The sequence below is a fragment of the Paeniglutamicibacter antarcticus genome (assembly GCF_039544305.1).
Lineage (GTDB): Bacteria > Actinomycetota > Actinomycetes > Actinomycetales > Micrococcaceae > Paeniglutamicibacter > Paeniglutamicibacter antarcticus_C.
Genome location: NZ_BAABLK010000037.1, coordinates 67,393 through 86,083, shown reverse-complemented (window position 1 = coordinate 86,083; position 18,691 = coordinate 67,393). Strand labels below are relative to the sequence as shown.

Here is an 18,691-nt window from a genome sequence, read left to right as displayed (position 1 = left end):
GGGCCTCTCTTATATGCGCTTAACTAGGCCTTCTTGCGCGTCAGGAAACCCCAGATGACCAAGACGATCAATGCCCCGCCAATGGCCAGGAGCCACGTAGAGATATTGAAGAAGCCGCTGATGTCAACGCCGAATACGGCAGAGCCGATCCAACCGCCGACGAGCGCTCCCACGACACCAAGCACCAGGGTAGCGATCCAGCCGCCGCCTTGATCGCCGGGCTTAATGGCCTTGGCGATGGCACCTGCAATAAGTCCTAGAACAATCCAACCAATGAAACCCATGTCTTTTCCCCGTTCGGATGAAGGTGTTAGTTTCTGCATCAGATTTAGGATGCACAGCTGAAAACAATACACAGATGATGGTCCCCTGGCTATTCGCTGGGGATCGTCGGTGCGCGCAAAGGAGTCCCTCGCGCAAAGGTGGGGAAGAATGGAAGACAAAATCCAGCCATCACTCCGCGCTAGTTGCACGTGACCGAAAGAAGCCCACAAGTCTTGCTCTCTGACACGCCACACAGGTCTGACCTGTTGTTACTCATCAACCCGAACTCCAATACCGACACCACGTCGATGATGCAGACGTTGGCGCAGGAGTATTTCAGGAAGGACTCACTGCGTGTGGTGGGCATCACCACCGTCGCAACCCCATCGATGATCACGGATTCAACAGCCCTCAAGGAATCGGTGGGGCCGGTCCTGGATGCAGTGCGTGGATACCTTGCTGGTTCCCAAGGGAATGAGGTCGCCGCAGTCATTATCGGCGCCATGGGAGATCCCGGCCGGGCCGAACTCGTTACCGAACTTCGCATTCCGGTGATCGGCATCGGTCAGGCGGCGATCCTTACAGCGGCTTCCAACGACCGTCCCTTTGCCATGGCCACCAGCACCCCCGAGCTGGTTAGTTCGCTGACCGGCTTGGTGGAATCACACGGCTGCGCGGAGCATTTTATCGGTGTCGAACTAACCTCCTCCTCCCCACTGGAACTCGCCGCGGACCCCGAGGCGCAGTTTGTGCAGTTGCGCGACGCCACACGGCGGGGACTTGGGCACGGGGCACGTGCGGTGATCATTGCCGGTGGCCCGTTGGCCGATACCGCGCGGCGCATTGCCCAGAGCGAGGACATCGAAGTCATCGAGCCGATATCCAGCGCCTGCCAGATGGTGATGCGGGCACTGGGCCTTTGAACCGGCTCTCCCGGGCTTCCTGCTTCGCCGGACTTGGCTGCACCCTCAAAAACAAGGTTCCCTGGATGACGCTGCCGATGAAGGTCCTGGCCGCCACCAGCAACCAGCAACCACGCTGGAGCCAATTCAATGAATCCGGCAACCGCCATCGTCTGGAATGCAACCAGGCCGGTGTGTGCCGCCAGACCGCTCAAACGCGTCATGCAGGTGCCCACGGGGAAGGTGAACGACCACCAGGTCAGCGAGAACGACAGGTATTCGCGTACGGTGCGGATCGCCGCGATCGAGGCCCACAACAGTGCGAATCCGAGCATTGGAACCCCTTAGAGGATCCCGAAGGCTTCTAAGGCCTGGGCGAGGAATCCGGAAACGGCCAGGTGGGCATTTGAACCCAACAGGTTAGCCGCAGTGATGGATTGGCCCAGCGGGCCCAGGACGATCCACAGTGTGGGAACCGCTGCGGCGGCACCGACCTTGTGCTCTATGAGCCGGCTCAAGATCTGCGAGATGCTCATCATCGAGGCCAGCAGGCTCAGCCCGAACATTGCGTAGCGGGCCAGCAGCATGCATAGCCGCGTCTGGCCCTGCGGCAGGCAGGGCAGCAGCAGGGCGCCGGTGGAGGCCGAAACCACCGGCATCAACCAACCGCCAAACGCCGCGTCCGCTCCCACCTCGTGCGCGGTGAATTGCAGGTACGGGATGGCCACGGCGGTGAACAGGCCCAGAGCGGTACCGGCGGCCCAGAGTACGAGGTCAATGCGCAGGGCCAGTTGAAGCCCGAGCATGTCCCGGCCCACCAGCATGGCACCGGCCCCGACGGTCAACAGGGCCATGGCCGGCGCACCGTAGAAGTGTGACATCACTGGATGGCGGTGGTGGCTCTTGGCGGTTTCAGTGTGGGCGATCCAGTGGATGAGTGTTGCCCCGGCCAACAGCACCAGGAGCAGCTAGGCGAGCATCCACATCACGACAGCGATCCCGTGCAGCAGCGGGGAAGCGGTGGGAAGTGTTGCCGCTGCGGTGGCCACGATCCCGGTGCCCATCACCGAGGCAAACCAGTTGGGGGGTGATGTTGGAGAAGAGCTGCCTCGGGTTCTTCAGCGCGCGCAGCAGCCCAGAGGGTCGGCAGCTGCGTGTTGTGGAGATTGGCGCCGGGGTATCGGTGGGGGCGAAGAGTAGTGAGGTTATCTGCATGTTTCCATTTTTTCCTCGAGGTGATAAGGCCATTAGCAGGCATAGACTTGTGTGGGTACAAGCGCTGCTTGTATCCAAGGTTTCATCCCTGACCTGCAGGAGCCCAGTACGGTGCTTCGTTCGCGCATGCCTGATGTTGCTTCCTTGGAAATGCCTGTCGCCGTCGCGGACCACGGGTCCTTCTCCGCGGCCGGGAAGGTCCTGGGGCTGAGCCCACAGGCGATCTCCTTACGGATGCGTTCGCTGGAATCCCGGGTAGGCGAAGCCCTGTTAGTGCGCACCCCGCGGGAGAGCACCTTGACGCAGAGCGGCTTGCTGTTGGGGCGCTGGGCCCGAAACGTGCTCGCCGCAGCCGAGCTGCTGGATGTCGGAGCCGCAGCCCTGCGATTGGAGGGACACCAGGAGCTTGTCGTGGCGGCAAGCCAAACGGTCGCCGAACACTTGTTGCCCGGATGGCTCGTCGAACTGCGTCGCGGGCAGGGACAACGCGGGGTCCCCGCCACCGTGATCAGGCTTGTCATCTCCAACAGCGCCAGCACGATCGAGCATTTGCGCACCGGACGCGCAGCACTGGGCTTCGTGGAAACCCCCATCTTGCCCAACGATCTGCACGCCGCCGCCGTCCGGCAGGACGAGCTTGTCCTGGTGGTCGCTCCCGATCATCCCTGGGCTGCACGGAACCGTCCGGTCACCGCCGCGGAGCTGGCACGGTGCCCGCTGGTCGTGCGGGAAGAAGGAAGCGGAACCCGCGAAGCACTGGACGCAGCCATGCTGGCTAACGGTATCCCGCGGTGCGAACCTGCCCGCATGGAGCTGCCCACCTCAGCCGCCGTCCGCTCGGCTGTTGCCGCGGGCTCCGCGCCGGCGGTTATGAGCGCCTTGGCGGTGCGTGACGATCTGGCACTGAAGCGCTTGGTCCGGGTACCGGTGTACGGAGTGGCACTGAATCGCACGATCACCGCGTTGTGGCTAACCGGAGGCAAGTCCCATGCCGGCCCGGCCAAGGACTTGATCGCCTTGGCCGGCAGGTAACCACCCTCGGCATTTGGTGGATGGGGATTCCCGCATCGCGCGGGACGAAGCCGACCAAGCATGCGTCCGGGTACCTTGACCTGCACGAAACCAAGGATTCCCTGCGTGATACATTCGAAAAGCCAACCCTCCACGCGAACGCCATGGAATGTCTGCCCACGCTTCGAACGTCTCCAGCTCCTTTCCCCCGATTGGCACTCGTCGCAATCGCATCCAACGAAAGCAGCACAAATGACCAAGAAGCATGTGGCCATCGTCGGCGCTGGCCCGGGCGTCAGCGCCGGAGTCGCCAGGAAGTTCGGAGCCAATGGCTTCTCGGTGATCCTGTTGGCCCGGAACCCCGAATCGATCCAACTCCGGGTGGAGGAACTCAAGGGTGCCGGCATCGACGCTCACGGGCTCGTCGCTGACGTGACCGACAAGCAGAGCGTGGAATCGGCGTTCGAGCGGGTCCGGGCCGACTACGGAGTGCTGGACGTCTTGGTCTACAACGCCGGAGCCAACACGATTTCCAACCCGACCGCCTTGGACGCCGCGGACCTGGTCCGGGATTTCACCATCAATGTGGTCGGCGCGCTTCAATGTGCACAGCTGGTGGCACCTGAAATGGTTGCACGTGGTTCGGGCTCGATCATTTTCACCGGAGGACTGCTGGGGGTGAACCCGGTCGCATCCAGGGCCTCGGCCTCCATCAGCAAGGCCGGGTTGCGCAACCTGGCCTTCACCCTCTCCGATGAACTCACCGAACACGGCCTCAAGGTAGGCACGGTGACCATCGGGGGCGCAGTCCAGCCGGGCACTTTCTTCGATCCGGATCTGATTTCCGAGGCCTACTGGGACCTGCACACAGGAAAGACGACCGGCGAAGTCCTCTACGTCCAGCCCTAGTCGGTGAGCGCTGGTTCCCCGGTTCCCGCACAGGGCCGCGGTGTCGCCAGCATGGCACGGCGGGTCCAGGCTTCCAGCAAAAAGCTCCCCGCACATGATCCGTGTTGCTGTGGATCTTGTGCGGGGAGCCCAGGTTTTCTGTCAATGCCGGTTATTACTGGCCGGTCACGTCTTTGGCAGCGTCTTTGACGTGTTCCCCAGCCTGCTTTGCTTTGGCGGAGGCCTGTTCACTAGCGCCTTCAGCCTGCAGCGATGCATTGTCAGTGGCTTCGCCGGTCTTTTCCTTGACCTTGCCGGATACTTCTTCTGCTTTGTTACCGATTTTGTCTCCGAGACCCATAGGCCCTCCTTCGATTGATAACAACAAGAACAGTTTCCAACATAGGACCCTTTTCTGAGAATTACCTGAAAGTGAACGAACCAATCACAAAAATTACGAAAAACCGCTCTCTCAAGGCCCCACCGATGCGCCGTCAGGTGACCGTAAGGCCCCGCCCGGTCACAGTGGGGCAGACCACAAACATCTATGCGGGACCGTTCCGCCCGTAATTTAGGAAACCGGCGCGGTCCGAGGTGGCGCCGATGCCGAGCTCGGATCGGCATAGTTCGCCGATAGGCGCCTATAGGAACGGGACAGCATGGCTGCGCATGCCAACATGATCGAGATGATCCCGGCAAGCAAGAACACCAACGCGATCCCGCGGGCTTCCCCGACACCCAACAGCCAGCCCCAGCGCTGCTGCCCCGCGCCCGAGGCCATGTAGGGGATCACCCAGAACTCGGCCATCGGCGCGACCACGAACGCTGTGAGAGGCGCTGCTGCCGCCTCGAACATCATGGCGAACCCAAAGACCCTGCCCTGGACGGGATAGGGAACCACTTTCTGGATCACGGTTTGCTCCGCGGCCTCCACCGCAGGAATCAGCATCATGTAGATCCATATACCCACCGCGTACAGCCACCACCATTCGCGGATCGTGAACCCGGCGCCGATCACTCCGCCGAGCGCGACCAAGATCAGCATGGTGCGGATGGGGTTAGCTCCCAGTCCGAACTTGGCTACCAGCCCACCACCGAGCAGGAACCCGGTGGCCGTGACCCCCAGGACGAGACCCCAGATCTGGACCGGGAAGATCGTCAGGCCATAGGGATCCATCAATGCCATGTAGACCCCGCCGGCGAGGTTGTTGAAGGTAGTGAACAGAATCAGCGCCAGCAGGCCGGCGGTGGCGCGGATCGCGGTGATCCCGGTCCTCAATTCAGCTAAACCACCGGCAGGTGAGGCATGGATGATCCGCGCTTCGGGGACCTGCAGGAACACCAGGTGCACCAACACTGCGCAGCATGCAACCAGCGCGATAGTGATCGCCCCGCCCATCCCCAGGAACCCAATGGCCAGGCCGCTGAATACGCTGGTGACCATGAAGGCTAAGCCCTGCACGGCACCCACCAAGCCATTGGCATTGGCTCGGCGCTCCGTCGGGACCAGCAAGGTGACTGTGGTGGACAGGGCAATGTTGCGCAGCTGTTCAACGACCGCACCCATGAGAACCACCAGTGCGAAGACCCAGAACCAGATTCCGGAGAAGTCCAGCAGGGTTTCCTCGCCAAGGAGCAAGAACATCATCCCGGCTGCCCCGAAACTTACCACGGTGAAAATCGTGGACCCCAACATCACCGCGTGCTTGCGGTAGCGGTCAACCAGCACGCCGAACACGAGCCCGAAAAGGGCAATCAGCAACATGTAGCTACCACCGATGAGCCCGGTGGCCAGCACCGACCGGGTCTCGAGGTACACCCAAAAGGTCAGCGCAAACCACAAGAAGCTCGTGACCACGTTCGCGAGCGCCGTGTTGACCAACACGTGCAGGAACGTGCGATGCCCCTTCGCCGGAGGGATCGCAGCAGCGGATGGAGAGCTCTGGATCGCACCGTTGCTTCCCGGCGCCGAGCCGTCGTGCGGCATGGCCCAAGCTTATTTCACGCCATTGACCCGGCGATAGGCCACGGAAGAACAGCGTTGTGGCCGGTCCCTTATCAGGTGTGCCTCAGATGACCATCAGGTCCCGCCCCGCCACCAGCTCACCGGCGAATCCCTTGCGTGCATCGGCCAGCCATATGTCCTCGTCTACCGCGGGGCTGCCGGGAACGAAGTGCGAGAGCACCAGCGTGCCCACCCCGGCGTCCGTGGCGATGTGCCCGACGTCGGTGGAAGAGGTGTGCGAGTTGATCAGGTGCTCGCGCAGGCGTTGGCCGTTGGAACGCTGCAGCAGCGGATCGATGCTGGGGATGTGCATGACCTCGTGCACCAGCACATCGGCGCCGCGTGCCAGCTCGATCAGCGAATCGCACGGGGTGGTGTCCCCGGAGATCACATAGGAGCGGTCCTCGGTGTCGATCCGGTAGGCCAGCGCGGGAATCGGCGGATGGTTCACCCACGCCGCGGTGATCCGCACCCTCTCGTCCTCGAAGATAACCCCGGGGTCCACCACGTCCTTGGCGGTGACCATGGCGGCGAAGTCGGGACGTCCCTCATCGACCTTGCGGATATCAACGTCGGTTTTCGAGTATTCCAGGAACGACTCCCAGATCTCCGACCAGGGCGCCGGGCCAAAGGTCGTCACCGGGCCCTGCAGGTTCGAGCACCAGGCAAGGTGCAGCAGGGTACCGGCATCGGCATTGTGGTCCGAGTGGTGGTGGGTGATTCCCACGGCCCTGATCGAATTAAAGGCAAGGCCCGCGAAGGCCATCTGGCGCGCCACCCCGTTGCCCGCATCGATGATGTAGGTGGCGTCCCCGACAACAATGGCGTTGGCCGCCGCGCTGCGTTCGGCCTTGGGTGTGGGACCGCCTCCGGTGCCCAACAAGACGAGCTTGCTTGCCATGTCCGTTCCTTTCACTTTTGGCTCCTAGCGCACGTGGCGCAGGAAGTCCCGGGTGCGGTCCTGCTTCGGGTCATCAAAAATCGTTGCCGGTGAACCGGATTCGATAATGACCCCGGCATCCATGACGACCACCGAGTCCGCGACTTCACGGGCGAAGGCCATCTCGTGGGTGACGACGATCATCGTCATGCCACCGTTCGCAAGGTCCTTCATGACCTTCAGGACCTCTCCCACCAGCTCGGGGTCAAGGGCGGAGGTCGGTTCGTCAAAGAGCATGGCCTTAGGTTCCATCGCCAGCGCCCGGGCGATCGCCACGCGTTGCTGCTGCCCGCCGGAGAGCGAGGAGGGGTAGGCCTTGTGCTTGTCGCTCAGCCCCACCTGTTCCAGCAGTTCCATGGCGCGTGCCTTTGCCTTTGATCGTCCGGCCCTGCGCAGCAGGGTCGGTGCCAGGGTAATGTTTTCCAGCACCGTGTAGTGCGGGAAGAGGTTGAAGTGCTGGAACACCATGCCGATGTCCTGGCGCTGCTTGTCGATCACCGAGCGCTTTCGCTCGTGCATCTGCCCGTCGCGCTCCACGTATGAGAGCGTTTCCCCCTCCATGGTGATGCGTCCGGCGTCAATGGACTCCAGGTGGTTGATGCAGCGAAGCAGCGTTGACTTGCCCGAACCCGACGGGCCCAGCAGGCAGGCCACAGATCCTTCGTCGACGCTGAGCCCGACCCCCTTCAGGACGTGGTGGTTGCCGTAGTACTTGTGGACGTTGGAAATTTCCAGCAATGCCTGTTGGCTCATGGCTATACCGATACCTTCCTCTGGCCGCGCTCAAGGCGGTGTTCCAGAATCGACTGGCCAATGGTCGCGATGCCGGTGACCACGAGGTACCAAGCGGAGGCGATCACGAGCAATTCAAGGGTGCGCAGGTTGGTTGCGGCAATGTTCTGGGCCGCGGTCAGCAGGTCCCCGCCGGCGATCACCGAGACCAGCGAGGTCATCTTGATCATGGTGACGAATTGGCTGCCGGCCGGCGGCAGGATCACCCGCATCGCCTGCGGCAAGATGACCTTGAGCATGGAATGGGAGGCACCGAGCCCCAGGGCGGTGGCGGCCTCGCGCTGCCCCTGGTCCACCGAGCGCAGTCCCGAGCGAATGACCTCGCCCATGTAGGCAGCCTCGTTGATGGCCAGCGCCAAGATCGAGGCAATGAACGGGGTGACGAGGTCGTTCATGCTCCAGCTGAACCAGATCTCGTCGTGGTTCAACGGGTTCACGATCTCCAGTCGGGACCAAAAGAGTGCAAGGTTGCCCATGAACAGGATCAGCACCAGCAGCGGGATGCTGCGGATCAGTGCCACGTAGGCGAATCCGATGGCACGCAGCACCGGGTTGGCCGAGAGTCGCATCACGGCAACCAGGAACCCGCCCACCGTGCCGATGACCATGGAAATCACGGCCAGCACAATGGTGTTCTTCACCCCGGAGAGGATTGCATCGGCGGTGAGGTACTTGAAGATGGTCTCGTGGTCCAGCGCCGGGTTGAACCAGAGGCCCAGGGCGCCCCACACGACGATGACGGTAGCGACAAGCGCAAGGACAATGCGCCAAGGGTGCCGTTTGGCTGCCACAACATCGGTGGCTCCGGCAAGGGCGGCCCGTCCCCGGGTGTCTGTCACGTGGCTCATTTGTTGTCCCCTGGTGCATTGGAAAGGGCGAGGTCGGCGGTATCCCACTTGTCGAGGATCTTGGCGATGTCGCCATCGGCCTGCATCAAATCCAGGGCCGATTGGATCGATTCGTGGATCTCGGGCCGGTTCTTGGCGGTGATGATGCCGATGGGCTGGAGCTGGTAGGTCGCGTCCCCACCCATTTCAAAGATGTTCTTGGTGGCCTTTTGCTCCGAGATGTAGCGCATCACCGGGGTGTTTCCCAGAAAGGCTGCGTCCCGGCCTGCTTGCACGGACAACCTTGCGTCCCCGGGGGCGCTGTATTGGTCGATCTGGATTGCCTTCTTGCCTTCGTCGAGGCATTTGGCGCTGATTTCCTCGGCAAGTTCGAGCTGCACCCCGCCGCGGACGATGGACACGGGCAATCCGCACAGGTCATCAACGGAGTTGATGTTGTGCGGGTTCCCGCGCTGCACCAGCGGTGAGGTCGCCTGGTTCATGTAGTTGGCGAAGTCCACCGCGGCCCGGCGCTGGTCGGTGTCCCCGATCAGGTCGATGCCGGCATCGGCCTTTCCGGACTGCACGGCGGGGATCAATCCGGCGAAGGGAAGCTGGGACCACTTGATCTTCACGCCCAGTCGCTTGCCTACTTCATCTGCGACGTCCTTGTTGATTCCCTCGATGTCGCCGGAGCCTTCCTTCTGGAAGATCAGCGGCGGCGAGGCAAGCTGCGAGCCGAACACCAGGACGCCCTTGTCCTTGATGTCGCTGGGCAGTTCGACTATTTCTGTGTGTGCGGCACCCTTTTCGGCACCGTCCTGGTTGGCGGAGACGCCCGGGCGCAGCACCACGCAACCGCTCAGGGCCAGGGTCGTGGCCAATGCCAGGGAAAGCGCGGTGGTGGTCTTCAAAAAATTCCGGCGCATCTCTTCACCTTTCCTTTTCGGTGTGCGAAACTAGAGTTCGCTTACCGAAACAGTATCAATGTGAGCCACCTCTCCCGTCAAGAGGTTGACGCTCTATTAACCGACATATCTCGAATAGGGGGCCCACCATGGGTGCAACGGAAACCAGGAACGAGTACGTCCAGGCGTTCGAACGCGGACTGGCCGTCATTTCGGCATTCGACGGATCGGCACTGACGCTCTCGGAAGTCGCCGCCCGGGTCGACATGTCCCCGGCCGCGGCCCGCCGCTACCTGGTCACGCTGACGGAACTGGGCTATTTCGCCCATCGGCGCGGGAAGTTCTCCCCGCTGGCCAGGCTGCTGGAGCTCTCGGCCCCCTACGTCGCCACCACCGACCCGACGATGCGGGCCCAAACCGCACTGCGCGAGCTCACCGGCACACTGAACGAGACAACGACGCTGACCCAGCTCGAGGGCGGCGATGTCATCAACGTCCTGGCCAGCACCTCGGTGCGCGAGCTCTCGATCCAGGTGATGCCCGGACGCAAGCTTCCTTCCTATTGCACCGCCATGGGACGTGCCATGCTCTCACTGCTGCCCCCCGAGGGGATCCGCACCATCATTGAGAAGCAGCCGCGCGAACGCCACACGATCCACACGCTCACCGAAACCGAGGCCATCATCGAGCAGATCGCCCAAGCCTGGCAGCAAGGCTACGCACTGGTCGAGGAGGAGCACACCCCCGGGATCCGAACCATGTCCATGGCCTTTCGGCTAAGCCACGGACGGGTGGCTGCCCTTAGCGTCCCGACACCCACGGCACGGGAAACCCGCGGGGAATACATTGAACGGGTCCACGATCCGCTGCGCGAAGCCGTGGCCTACATGACCGGACAATAACCAAGGAGCGGATCCCCGTTCCCGCAGCCGGCGCCGGTGTGACCAATCCTGTCAACGGCGCCCGGTACCGACTGCTAGTCTTGTCAATCCGAAACATCCGCGAGGCGCTCGGCTTGGGGCTTGGGGCTCTGGCAATCACATGCCTGTTTGCCCGTCTGCCGCCGAAAGCCTGCGACGTTCATCACTTCACACGGTTTCGGTTTGCCCTAGCAACATCACGGGCTTAGACTCTTGCAGCACCACGAACCAACCAGGAGATATACCATGGCTCAGGATTATGATGAAGTCCGCCCTGATGTGGCGGAGGCTTCCGAGCGAACCCTCAAGGCCGTCCAGGAAATGGACGCACCGGACGCCAAAAGCGTCCACACCAACATGGAGGAAACCGACTTCTCCGAAGGCGCCGAGTTGCCCGGCGCCATCGTGCTCGATGAGCTCGTAGTAGAGGTCATCCCTCCGCGCACGGACGAGTTTATCTGCGGCGAATGCTTTGCGGTCCGCCACGGCAGCCAGGTTGCCGCGGAATCCAACGGGATGAAGATCTGCCGCGACTGCGCGGAATAGCAAGAGAACGGCTCACGGCAAGCGCCGGGTCTCGTAGGCCCAAATGGCCAACTCGACCCGGTTGCGGACATTGAGCTTGGCCGTGAGGCTTCCCAGGTGGAATTTCACGGTGCTCATGCTGATGTGCAGCTCGCCGGCGATTTCCGCATTGGTCTTGCCCCGGGCTGCCCCCAAAAGCACCATTTCCTCGCGCGGGGTCAGCGGATCGATCGGCTCAACCGGCCGCTTCGGGGCGCGGCTCGCAAAGTCCCCAAGAAGCCGGGCAGTCACCGACGGATCAATGAGCGCTTCCCCTTTCGCCGCGGCTTCGATTCCTTGGGCCAATCGACCGGGCGAAGCTCCTTTGAGGAGAAACCCGCAAGCGCCGGCCTTGAGCGCACCGTAAATGTATTCATCGGTGTCGAACGTGGTGATCACCACGACCGCCAAGGGTTCGGCAACTCCGGCACCGGCCAGAAGACGAGTCGCTTCGATCCCGTCGAGGTTCGGCATGCGGATATCAAACAGGCATACATCGGGGCGCAGTTCCCGCGCCATGGCCACGGCCTGGCGCCCGTCCGCGGCTTGGCCAACGACGGTGATTCCCTCTTGGTCCCCCAGGATGGTCGCAAGGCCGGCCCGGATAATGCTTTGGTCATCGGCAATCAGCACGCGGATGTTCATGTTCCCCTCCCGGGGCGTGGAAGCACCACGCACACCAGCCATCCGTTGTTGGCCCCGGGCCCTGCCTGAAGCGTCCCGCCCAGCAGTGCAATCCTCTCGGCCATGCCGCTCAGCCCGTAACCCGGAGCCTTGGCAGGGGCACGCAATCCGTCATCGCCCACGCGCAACTCCACCCCCGAGATCCCTCCCGACACCGTGACCTGAACCAAGCTCGCCGCCCGCGCGTGACGACGAGCATTGGTCACCGATTCCTGCGCCACACGGAACAAGGCGGCCTCCACCCCCGGGGGAAGACCGGCAAGGTCACCATCGAGCCGAACCTCGACTTCCAATGTCCCCTCCCCCGAAACGGCCAGGTCCTCGATGTCTGCCACACCGTGTGTTGGGCCAAGCGGCGATGGGTGGCCGCTGCGGCGCAGGGCTCCGACGATCGAGCGCATTTCTTCCAAGGCGCCCGCCGCTTCACGCTCAATTGATTCCAGCGCCTCGATAGTCCCGTTCCCGGACGCCGAGCGTGCCAGGACTAGCCCGGACTGGGCCTGGATAAGGATCGCGGAAACGTGGTGGGCAACGGTGTCGTGCAGCTCCCTAGCCAGGTACTCGCGCTCCTCGAGTTTCGCCCGCTCGATCAATTGGACCCGGAGGGTTCCCCGGTACCGCAGGACCGTGCCCAACGCAGCGGCCAGGAGCAAAACGGCTGCGCCCCCTAGCACCTCCGTTCGATCACTGGAATCCGCGAATATCGCCACGATGAATTCCAGAAGCACGATGCCCGCACCCAAGACGATGTCGCGCCCCTTCGCCCACCGCAGCAGCGAGTAGGCAAGAACCAAGATGACCACACCGGTATCGATGACCACCGGCGCTAGGCCGAAAAGGAGCGCTGCGGCATCGAAGAGAAACAACGCACCGAACCCAAGGCCAATTCCGGCCAAGGGGTGCACACGCCGAACCACCACGGCCGCCGCCAACGCCACTGCCATGAGCGCGAATCCCCATTGCACCGATGACCGGATGAGCGCCTCCACGGCAGCTGCGGCGAGCACCGCCGCGGCAAAGACCCAATCGTGCCAGCGCACACCGGCAACCGGCCGCACCACGGCCGGCTCATCCCACAGCGATCTGGCTGCACTACCCATATTCCGAAGCCTATGAGCCGTTCGCACCCAACGCAACGCCCTACCGGACACGCTCAACCTGGACGATCGGCCAGGTCGTCACCGGCTCCGGGACCGGTGCGTCGGTGCCTAAGTAGCGCGAGGATTAAGCATGAGCATCCCGGCTCACACGCACAAGGAAAGCGGACCCCCTGATGAACAAGAATAGAAGAGTCAAATTGTTGGACACCAAGGTGGAGCGAAAGATCGTGCTCAGCGGCTTGTGGGTCACCGTGCTTTTCGTATTCGCCTTCGTCGACATCTTTGGGTTTTGGCGCTCGGACATCATCAACGGCATACTGGCGGGCACGGTGTCCGGCACCCAGATAGACATTGACCAGGCATTCCTGGTTTCCGCCACCGCCTACGTCTTGGTCCCGAGCCTGATGATCATCGTCTCGCTGCTCATGCCGGCCCGGATCAACCGGCTCGCCAACATCATCGTCAGCCTGGTCTGGTTCGTCTCGGTCGTGGTGATGGTTCTTGGCGAATCGTGGAGCTACTACATCCTGGGAAGCGTGATCGAGCTGCTGCTCCTGCTGTCTATCGCCTATTGTTCCTGGACGTGGCCGCGACGCGCGGACCAGTCCGCGGCCCGGGTCCTGGCCAGCGGAAGCTTGGATAACTGATTTCACGGATTGCCCGGACCCGCCTGATAAAGGGGCAGGGCCCGGGTCGGTTGCGCCAGCTCCCTCAGCCCATGTTGGCGCCGATGGCGCCGGTGAAATACGGGATCAGCCAGAGTGCCCACACCACGAGCGAGAACTTGTGGAAGCGCTTCTTTTCAGCTTCGCGGTTGCGGATCAGCACAATGAGGGCCCAGATCAGGTGGAACACCATCAGCGCCAAGGCCGCCGCCCCGGTGATCGCCATGACGGTGTTCAGTCCGGCGGCGACCCCAACAGCTTGCACTTCACCGGAAGCGGCGATCTTGGACATCAGGAACGTTCCACTGGCGTCACAGGCCAGTCCCAGGCCAAAGAGCCCGGCATGCCACCACCTCAACACGCGTTGGACGTGTTCGGCCCAGACCCCGATGGAGTAAAAGGCAAGGGCAGCGGTAATAAGAATGATCGCAGGAATGAGCATGAATAGAGCCTAGTAACGTCGGTGATCCGCCGAATCCCCCCTACGGTTGATTCGGGCACGATCGTGGACCATACCGGAACCTGCGGCATCAGCCCACGGGGAAGGCATGCTCGCCGCGCAACTGCTTGGATAGCTCATGGGCGTGGTGCAGCAACAGCCGACCCAACTCCGGCCTGCGATCCGTGGAGAACCGCGACTCGATACCGGTCAAGCTCAGTGCCCAGGCGGGTTGGCCGGCGGTGTCGAAGACCGCTGCCCCCATCCCCCAGCTGCCTTCGACGACCAACCCCGGATTCACCGCCCAACCGCGCTCCCGGGTTTCGGCAATGCGTAGGCGCAGCAGGCCTTGGCCGTGCTCGCTCCCGTGCCCGGAGGCCAAGTCGTGGCCCTCGACATAGCGTTCCATTGTCTTTTCCGGCAGGAACGAGAGAATCGCCAGGCCGGCAGAGGCCACGCCCAGGGGGAAGCGCTTGCCTTCATAGAGCACGAAGGAGCGGATGGGAAAGGCACCGTCCTGGCGCAGCAGGCACACCGTTTCCTCGCCCCGGCGCACCGAAAGGAACGCGCTCTCACCGGTGGCCTCGGCAAGGGCCGCGACGTGGTCCCGGGCGATCTCGGTGATGTCGTAGCGTTCGGCGGCCACCACGCCCATCAAGTACATCTCCGGGCCCAGCAGCCACAAACCGGCCTTGTGGTCGTGGTCGCAAAACCCCTCCGCCGTCAGCGCGGCCAGCAATCGGTGCACAGTGGGACGCGCCAGGCCGGTACTGCGGGCGGCTTCCGCGGTCGAGACCCCTCTGGGCATTGCCGTGCTCACCGCACGCAGCACCGAAGCCATCCTGCCCACCACCTGCGCACCTGGGTATGAAGTACTCATGTCCATAGTATGGACGATTTTTGTCGTCCGGATCACCAGCCGAACAATCCGACGTCATCCAATCCCTTTCATTGACTGCGAACCCGCAACATAGCTACGGTCAAGACAGGAAAGAGATGTATTCCACATAATGGACGAGGCGAGGACAATCATGGCAACGAAAGTAGTGGCAGATGCCGCCGAGGCGTTGGCCTCATGCGTGCGCGACGGAATGATCATCGCGGTGGGCGGATTCGGGCTCAGCGGAATCCCCAGCCGGCTGATCACGGCACTGCGCGACTCCGGGGCCACGGGGCTGACCATCGTCTCGAACAACATGGGCGTGGATGGCAAGGGACTGGGCGTACTGCTGGAAAATAAGCAGGTTTCCAAGGTCATGGCCTCCTACGTGGGAGAGAACAAGCTCTTCGCCCAGCAGTTCCTCAACAACGAGCTCGAGGTCGAATTCGTGCCCCAGGGAACCCTGGCCGAGAGGCTTCGTGCAGGCGGAGCGGGGATACCCGCCTTCTACACCCCCACGGGGTTCGGCACCCCAGTCGCGGAGGGCAAGGAAACCATGGAGTTCAACGGACGCACCTCGATCCTGGAACGCGGCATCGTCGCCGACATTTCCTTGGTGCGCGCCCATGAGGCGGATTCCGAAGGCAACCTGCGCTACCGGATGACCTCGAAGAACTTCAACCCGCTGGTGGCCACCGCCGGACGCATCACCTTCGCCGAGGCGGAGATCATCCGCGAGGACTACCTGGATCCCTCATTGGTGGAAACCCCGGGGATCTTCGTGCAGCACGTCGTAAAGACCGACGGCATCAAAGACATCGAACAGCGGACCGTACGCGTCCGCCAGGAGGCATAGCAAGCATGTGGACACGCGATGAAATGGCTGCAATTGCCGCCAGTGAACTGACCGACGGCCAATACGTGAACCTGGGCATCGGCATCCCGACCCTGGTGGCCAACAACCTGCCCGAGGGTGTGCGGGTGACGCTGCAAAGCGAAAACGGACTGCTGGGCATGGGCCCCTTCCCCTATGAAGGGGAAGAGGACGCCGATTTGATCAACGCAGGCAAACAGACCGTCACGCTGCTGCCCGGAGGCAGCTTCTTTGATTCGGCCACCTCGTTCGGCATGATCCGCGGCGGGCACGTTGCCACCGCGATCCTTGGTGCCCTGCAGGTTGCCGCCAACGGGGACCTGGCCAACTGGACCATCCCGGGCAAGCTCGTCAAGGGCATGGGCGGAGCCATGGACCTGGTCGCCGGAACCCCGCGCGTCATCGTGATCACGGACCACGTGGCCAAGGACGGCACGCCGAAGATCGTCGAACACTGCAACCTTCCACTGACCGGGGTGGGCGTGGTGGATAGGATCATTACCGACCGTGCCGTCTTCGACGTGTCTGACTCGGCCTTGGTGCTGCGGGCCATGGCACCGGGCGTCACCACCGAGTCGCTGATTGAAGCCACCGGGGCACCATTCACCATTGACCTGATTGAGCTTGAGGAAGTAAAAACAGCATGAGCGCATTGATTGCCGGGTACGCCCGCACACCGTTTGCACGCTTCAACGGAGCACTGTCCACCGTCTCCGCCACGGCCCTTGGCGCCCATGCGGCGGCCGCCGCGCTTGAGCGCGCGGGGATCGGGGCCGATATGGTCCAGCGCGTCTTCGCCGGCCAGGTGCTCCAGGGCGGTGCCGGACAGAACCCCGCACGGCAGTCCGCCGTGGGCGCCGGAATCGGATTCAATGTCCCGGCCATGACGCTGAACGCGGTGTGCCTTTCGGGCACCGAGGCGGTGGTGGCCGCCGAGCGCTTGATCGCCTCCGGCGAGGCCGACGTGGTGGTGGCCATCGGCCAAGAGTCCATGTCCTTAGCTCCCCATGTGCAGCGCGCCCGCGCCGGCACCAAGTACGGTGCCATTGAAATGATCGACACCCTGGAGCACGACGGGCTCACCGACGCGTTCGAGGCCCGCTCCATGGGGTCCTCCACGGAGGACGGGAACACTTCCTTTGGCCTGACACGCGCGGTGCAGGACGAGTTCTCCGCCCGCTCCCACCAGCTGGCGGCCGCCGCGGCCGACTTCCACGCCGGGGAGATCGCCCCCTACACGATCTCCACCCGCAAGGGCGAGATCGTGGTTTCCACCGATGACGGCATCCGTGCCGACACCACGGTGGACACCCTGGGCAAGCTGCGCCCGGCCTTCAGCAAGGAAGGCACGATCACCGCGGGAAACTCCTCGCAGATCACCGACGGCGCCGCAGCCGTGGTCCTGGTCAGCCAGGCCGCGGCAGACCGCCTGGGCATCAAGCCCATTGCCGAGATCGTCTCCCACGGCTTCGTTGCCGGCCCGGACGTACTGCTGCACGAGCAGCCCGCCAACGCGATCCTCGCTGCCCTTGAAGGTACCGGGTTTGAGCCAAGCGACCTCAAGGCCGTGGAAATCAACGAGGCTTTTGCCGCCGTTGGCGTACGCTCGGTCGCCAAGCTCGGCATCGATACGGAAATCGTGAACACCAAGGGCGGGGCCATCGCCCTGGGCCACCCAATCGGGGCCTCGGGAGCACGGATCGTGGGCACCCTGGCACGCCAGCTGTCCGAACTCGGAGCAGGGTCGCTCGGAGCCGTCGGAATCTGCGGCGGCGGCGGACAGGGCAGCGCTGTGGTGCTGCGCGCCCTGTAGGAGGCTGCGCACCGATAGCGGTAAACGAGCAGAGGGCTCCCGGTTTCAATCCCGGGAGCCCTCTGCTCGTGATGCACGATGTTGCTGGTTCAGCCCGGGTCTCCTGTGTCAGCGCAGGAGGGTTCCTTGCTTCATGGCCGCAATCGGTCCCAGCCTAGTGGTGGATGGTTTCACTCGGGGGTGACATACGCGCCCGCAATGCCTCCGTCGACAAGGAACTGGCTTGCCGTGATGAACGATGAATCATCCGAGGCCAGAAAAGCCACCGCGGCAGCCAACTCGTCCGGATCGGCGAACCTGCCCAGGGGCACATGGACCAGGCGGCGGGCGGCACGCTCGGGATCATTGGCAAAGAGCTCCGTGAGCAACGGGGTATTGACCGGTCCGGGGCACAGCGCATTGACCCGGATGCCTTGACGGGCAAACTCAACGCCCAGCTCCCGGCTCATCGAGAGGACCCCGCCCTTTGAAGCGGAGTAGGAGATCTGCGACGTCGCGGCCCCCATCACCGCTACGAACGATGCAGTGTTGATGATTGACCCGCGCTTCTGTTCGAGCATGTACGGAATTACGTGCTTGCAGCAGTAGAAGACGCTGGTCAGGTTGACTTCCTGGACCTTGCGCCACGCATCGATCCCGGTGTCCAGGATGGAGGCGTCGTCGGCCGGAGAGATCCCCGCGTTGTTGAACGCAATATCAACGCTGCCGAATCTCTCATTGGTGACCTTGAAGACGTTGATGACATCTTCCTCGTTGGTGACATCGGTACGAATGAAGATTCCTCCCACCATGTCGGCAGCTGCCTGGCCGACCTCGGGCGAGCAGATATCGGCGATGACGACCTTGGCCCCCTCATGTGCCAATCGTTTTGCCGTAGCCAGCCCAATACCCGATGCGCCACCGGTGATGACGGCGCTGCGACCCTCAAGCCGGTTGCTGACAAGTCCGTTGTAGGGAGCTGGGTTGTTCTCGGTCATCTGGATTCTCCTTGGGTATGTTG

21 protein-coding genes and 1 pseudogene are annotated in these 18,691 nt (G+C 62.9%); 9 read left to right on the top strand and 13 right to left on the bottom strand.

Features of this window, described 5'->3' with window-relative positions; all coding sequences use genetic code 11:
* Nucleotides 1-23 precede the first annotated feature (23 nt).
* Complete coding sequence (locus ABEA12_RS14555) at nucleotides 24-284, bottom strand: GlsB/YeaQ/YmgE family stress response membrane protein (protein WP_210099450.1); 261 nt, start codon at nucleotides 282-284, stop codon at nucleotides 24-26.
* A 213-nt stretch (nucleotides 285-497) separates the two neighbouring features.
* Between ABEA12_RS14555 and ABEA12_RS14550 the strand changes: the two genes are divergently transcribed.
* Nucleotides 498-1,187, top strand: a complete 690-nt coding sequence (locus ABEA12_RS14550) for an aspartate/glutamate racemase family protein (protein WP_210099449.1) — start codon at nucleotides 498-500, stop codon at nucleotides 1,185-1,187.
* 155 nt (nucleotides 1,188-1,342) lie between these two features.
* Here the strand turns inward: ABEA12_RS14550 and ABEA12_RS14545 are convergent.
* Nucleotides 1,343-2,230, bottom strand: a pseudogene (locus tag ABEA12_RS14545) (TDT family transporter); the annotation flags it as partial.
* A 277-nt stretch (nucleotides 2,231-2,507) separates the two neighbouring features.
* Between ABEA12_RS14545 and ABEA12_RS14540 the strand changes: the two are divergent.
* Both ABEA12_RS14540 and ABEA12_RS14535 read left to right on the top strand, forming a co-directional pair.
* Nucleotides 2,508-3,413 carry a LysR family transcriptional regulator gene (locus tag ABEA12_RS14540; RefSeq protein WP_345468742.1) on the top strand — a complete coding sequence of 302 codons (906 nt, stop codon included), beginning with the start codon at nucleotides 2,508-2,510 and terminating at the stop codon, nucleotides 3,411-3,413.
* A 231-nt stretch (nucleotides 3,414-3,644) separates the two neighbouring features.
* Nucleotides 3,645-4,301, top strand: coding sequence for an SDR family NAD(P)-dependent oxidoreductase (locus ABEA12_RS14535; RefSeq protein WP_210099447.1), 657 nt, complete (start codon nucleotides 3,645-3,647; stop codon nucleotides 4,299-4,301).
* Between the two features lie 154 nt (nucleotides 4,302-4,455).
* On the opposite strand, the gene ABEA12_RS14530 is transcribed toward ABEA12_RS14535, so the two are convergent.
* From ABEA12_RS14530 to ABEA12_RS14505, 6 genes are all read right to left on the bottom strand, one after another.
* Nucleotides 4,456-4,641: a CsbD family protein gene (locus tag ABEA12_RS14530; RefSeq protein WP_210099446.1), complete on the bottom strand. Its 186-nt coding sequence runs from the start codon at nucleotides 4,639-4,641 to the stop codon at nucleotides 4,456-4,458.
* Nucleotides 4,642-4,851: 210 nt separating this feature from the next.
* On the bottom strand, nucleotides 4,852-6,267 hold the full coding sequence (locus tag ABEA12_RS14525; protein WP_210099445.1) for an MFS transporter: 1,416 nt from the start codon (nucleotides 6,265-6,267) through the stop codon (nucleotides 4,852-4,854).
* Nucleotides 6,268-6,349: 82 nt separating this feature from the next.
* A complete protein-coding gene (locus ABEA12_RS14520) occupies nucleotides 6,350-7,186 on the bottom strand; it encodes an MBL fold metallo-hydrolase (RefSeq protein ID WP_210099444.1) in 837 nt (278 codons plus the stop codon).
* A gap of 24 nt (nucleotides 7,187-7,210) precedes the next feature.
* A complete protein-coding gene (locus ABEA12_RS14515) occupies nucleotides 7,211-7,978 on the bottom strand; it encodes an amino acid ABC transporter ATP-binding protein (RefSeq protein WP_345468738.1) in 768 nt (255 codons plus the stop codon).
* Between the two features lie 2 nt (nucleotides 7,979-7,980).
* On the bottom strand, nucleotides 7,981-8,865 hold the full coding sequence (locus ABEA12_RS14510; protein WP_210099443.1) for an amino acid ABC transporter permease: 885 nt from the start codon (nucleotides 8,863-8,865) through the stop codon (nucleotides 7,981-7,983).
* Nucleotides 8,862-9,773, bottom strand: a complete 912-nt coding sequence (locus ABEA12_RS14505) for an ABC transporter substrate-binding protein (protein WP_210099442.1) — start codon at nucleotides 9,771-9,773, stop codon at nucleotides 8,862-8,864. The genes ABEA12_RS14510 and ABEA12_RS14505 overlap by 4 nt, the downstream gene beginning before the upstream one ends.
* Nucleotides 9,774-9,901: 128 nt before the next feature.
* Between ABEA12_RS14505 and ABEA12_RS14500 the strand changes: the two genes are divergently transcribed.
* Nucleotides 9,902-10,654, top strand: a complete 753-nt coding sequence (locus ABEA12_RS14500; RefSeq protein WP_210099441.1) for an IclR family transcriptional regulator domain-containing protein — start codon at nucleotides 9,902-9,904, stop codon at nucleotides 10,652-10,654.
* A gap of 264 nt (nucleotides 10,655-10,918) precedes the next feature.
* Nucleotides 10,919-11,218, top strand: a complete 300-nt coding sequence (locus ABEA12_RS14495; protein ID WP_210099440.1) for a DUF4193 family protein — start codon at nucleotides 10,919-10,921, stop codon at nucleotides 11,216-11,218.
* A gap of 12 nt (nucleotides 11,219-11,230) precedes the next feature.
* On the opposite strand, the gene ABEA12_RS14490 is transcribed toward ABEA12_RS14495, so the two are convergent.
* Nucleotides 11,231-11,881: a response regulator gene (locus ABEA12_RS14490; protein WP_210099439.1), complete on the bottom strand. Its 651-nt coding sequence runs from the start codon at nucleotides 11,879-11,881 to the stop codon at nucleotides 11,231-11,233.
* On the bottom strand, nucleotides 11,878-13,020 hold the full coding sequence (locus tag ABEA12_RS14485) for a sensor histidine kinase (RefSeq protein WP_210099438.1): 1,143 nt from the start codon (nucleotides 13,018-13,020) through the stop codon (nucleotides 11,878-11,880). Before ABEA12_RS14485 ends, ABEA12_RS14490 begins: the two co-directional genes overlap by 4 nt.
* Before the next feature lie 173 nt (nucleotides 13,021-13,193).
* Here ABEA12_RS14485 and ABEA12_RS14480 point away from each other — a divergent pair, with 173 nt between their 5' ends.
* Nucleotides 13,194-13,667, top strand: a complete 474-nt coding sequence (locus ABEA12_RS14480) for a DUF6326 family protein (RefSeq protein ID WP_210099437.1) — start codon at nucleotides 13,194-13,196, stop codon at nucleotides 13,665-13,667.
* A gap of 64 nt (nucleotides 13,668-13,731) precedes the next feature.
* Here the strand turns inward: ABEA12_RS14480 and ABEA12_RS14475 are convergent, their stop codons facing one another.
* Nucleotides 13,732-14,127, bottom strand: a complete 396-nt coding sequence (locus ABEA12_RS14475) for an HsmA family protein (RefSeq protein ID WP_210099436.1) — start codon at nucleotides 14,125-14,127, stop codon at nucleotides 13,732-13,734.
* Between the two features lie 88 nt (nucleotides 14,128-14,215).
* Complete coding sequence (locus ABEA12_RS14470; protein ID WP_210099435.1) at nucleotides 14,216-15,010, bottom strand: IclR family transcriptional regulator; 795 nt, start codon at nucleotides 15,008-15,010, stop codon at nucleotides 14,216-14,218.
* A 145-nt stretch (nucleotides 15,011-15,155) separates the two neighbouring features.
* Between ABEA12_RS14470 and ABEA12_RS14465 the strand changes: the two genes are divergently transcribed.
* Genes ABEA12_RS14465 through ABEA12_RS14455 form a run of 3 tightly spaced genes read left to right on the top strand, consistent with a single transcriptional unit; the run spans nucleotide 15,156 to nucleotide 17,691 of the window.
* Nucleotides 15,156-15,860: a CoA transferase subunit A gene (locus ABEA12_RS14465; protein WP_210099434.1), complete on the top strand. Its 705-nt coding sequence runs from the start codon at nucleotides 15,156-15,158 to the stop codon at nucleotides 15,858-15,860.
* Nucleotides 15,861-15,865: 5 nt separating this feature from the next.
* Entirely contained in the window at nucleotides 15,866-16,525 is a 660-nt protein-coding gene (locus ABEA12_RS14460; protein WP_210099433.1) for a CoA transferase subunit B, read from the top strand.
* On the top strand, nucleotides 16,522-17,691 hold the full coding sequence (locus ABEA12_RS14455; protein WP_210099432.1) for an acetyl-CoA C-acyltransferase: 1,170 nt from the start codon (nucleotides 16,522-16,524) through the stop codon (nucleotides 17,689-17,691). The genes ABEA12_RS14460 and ABEA12_RS14455 overlap by 4 nt, the downstream gene beginning before the upstream one ends.
* A gap of 170 nt (nucleotides 17,692-17,861) precedes the next feature.
* Here ABEA12_RS14455 and ABEA12_RS14450 read toward each other — a convergent pair whose 3' ends face one another.
* A complete protein-coding gene (locus ABEA12_RS14450) occupies nucleotides 17,862-18,668 on the bottom strand; it encodes a 3-oxoacyl-ACP reductase (protein ID WP_210099431.1) in 807 nt (268 codons plus the stop codon).
* Nucleotides 18,669-18,691 lie beyond the last annotated feature (23 nt).

Coding starts and splice junctions, on each gene's coding strand:
- ABEA12_RS14515 (WP_345468738.1), bottom strand. CDS start 7,978: ATGAGCCAACAGGCATTGCTGGAAATTTCCAACGTCCACAAGTACTAC.
- ABEA12_RS14475 (WP_210099436.1), bottom strand. CDS start 14,127: ATGCTCATTCCTGCGATCATTCTTATTACCGCTGCCCTTGCCTTTTAC.
- ABEA12_RS14510 (WP_210099443.1), bottom strand. CDS start 8,865: ATGAGCCACGTGACAGACACCCGGGGACGGGCCGCCCTTGCCGGAGCC.
- ABEA12_RS14540 (WP_345468742.1), top strand. CDS start 2,508: ATGCCTGATGTTGCTTCCTTGGAAATGCCTGTCGCCGTCGCGGACCAC.
- ABEA12_RS14465 (WP_210099434.1), top strand. CDS start 15,156: ATGGCAACGAAAGTAGTGGCAGATGCCGCCGAGGCGTTGGCCTCATGC.
- ABEA12_RS14455 (WP_210099432.1), top strand. CDS start 16,522: ATGAGCGCATTGATTGCCGGGTACGCCCGCACACCGTTTGCACGCTTC.
- ABEA12_RS14450 (WP_210099431.1), bottom strand. CDS start 18,668: ATGACCGAGAACAACCCAGCTCCCTACAACGGACTTGTCAGCAACCGG.
- ABEA12_RS14520 (WP_210099444.1), bottom strand. CDS start 7,186: ATGGCAAGCAAGCTCGTCTTGTTGGGCACCGGAGGCGGTCCCACACCC.
- ABEA12_RS14480 (WP_210099437.1), top strand. CDS start 13,194: ATGAACAAGAATAGAAGAGTCAAATTGTTGGACACCAAGGTGGAGCGA.
- ABEA12_RS14530 (WP_210099446.1), bottom strand. CDS start 4,641: ATGGGTCTCGGAGACAAAATCGGTAACAAAGCAGAAGAAGTATCCGGC.
- ABEA12_RS14460 (WP_210099433.1), top strand. CDS start 15,866: ATGTGGACACGCGATGAAATGGCTGCAATTGCCGCCAGTGAACTGACC.
- ABEA12_RS14470 (WP_210099435.1), bottom strand. CDS start 15,010: ATGGACATGAGTACTTCATACCCAGGTGCGCAGGTGGTGGGCAGGATG.
- ABEA12_RS14490 (WP_210099439.1), bottom strand. CDS start 11,881: ATGAACATCCGCGTGCTGATTGCCGATGACCAAAGCATTATCCGGGCC.
- ABEA12_RS14505 (WP_210099442.1), bottom strand. CDS start 9,773: ATGCGCCGGAATTTTTTGAAGACCACCACCGCGCTTTCCCTGGCATTG.
- ABEA12_RS14485 (WP_210099438.1), bottom strand. CDS start 13,020: ATGGGTAGTGCAGCCAGATCGCTGTGGGATGAGCCGGCCGTGGTGCGG.
- ABEA12_RS14535 (WP_210099447.1), top strand. CDS start 3,645: ATGACCAAGAAGCATGTGGCCATCGTCGGCGCTGGCCCGGGCGTCAGC.
- ABEA12_RS14495 (WP_210099440.1), top strand. CDS start 10,919: ATGGCTCAGGATTATGATGAAGTCCGCCCTGATGTGGCGGAGGCTTCC.
- ABEA12_RS14555 (WP_210099450.1), bottom strand. CDS start 284: ATGGGTTTCATTGGTTGGATTGTTCTAGGACTTATTGCAGGTGCCATC.
- ABEA12_RS14500 (WP_210099441.1), top strand. CDS start 9,902: ATGGGTGCAACGGAAACCAGGAACGAGTACGTCCAGGCGTTCGAACGC.
- ABEA12_RS14525 (WP_210099445.1), bottom strand. CDS start 6,267: ATGCCGCACGACGGCTCGGCGCCGGGAAGCAACGGTGCGATCCAGAGC.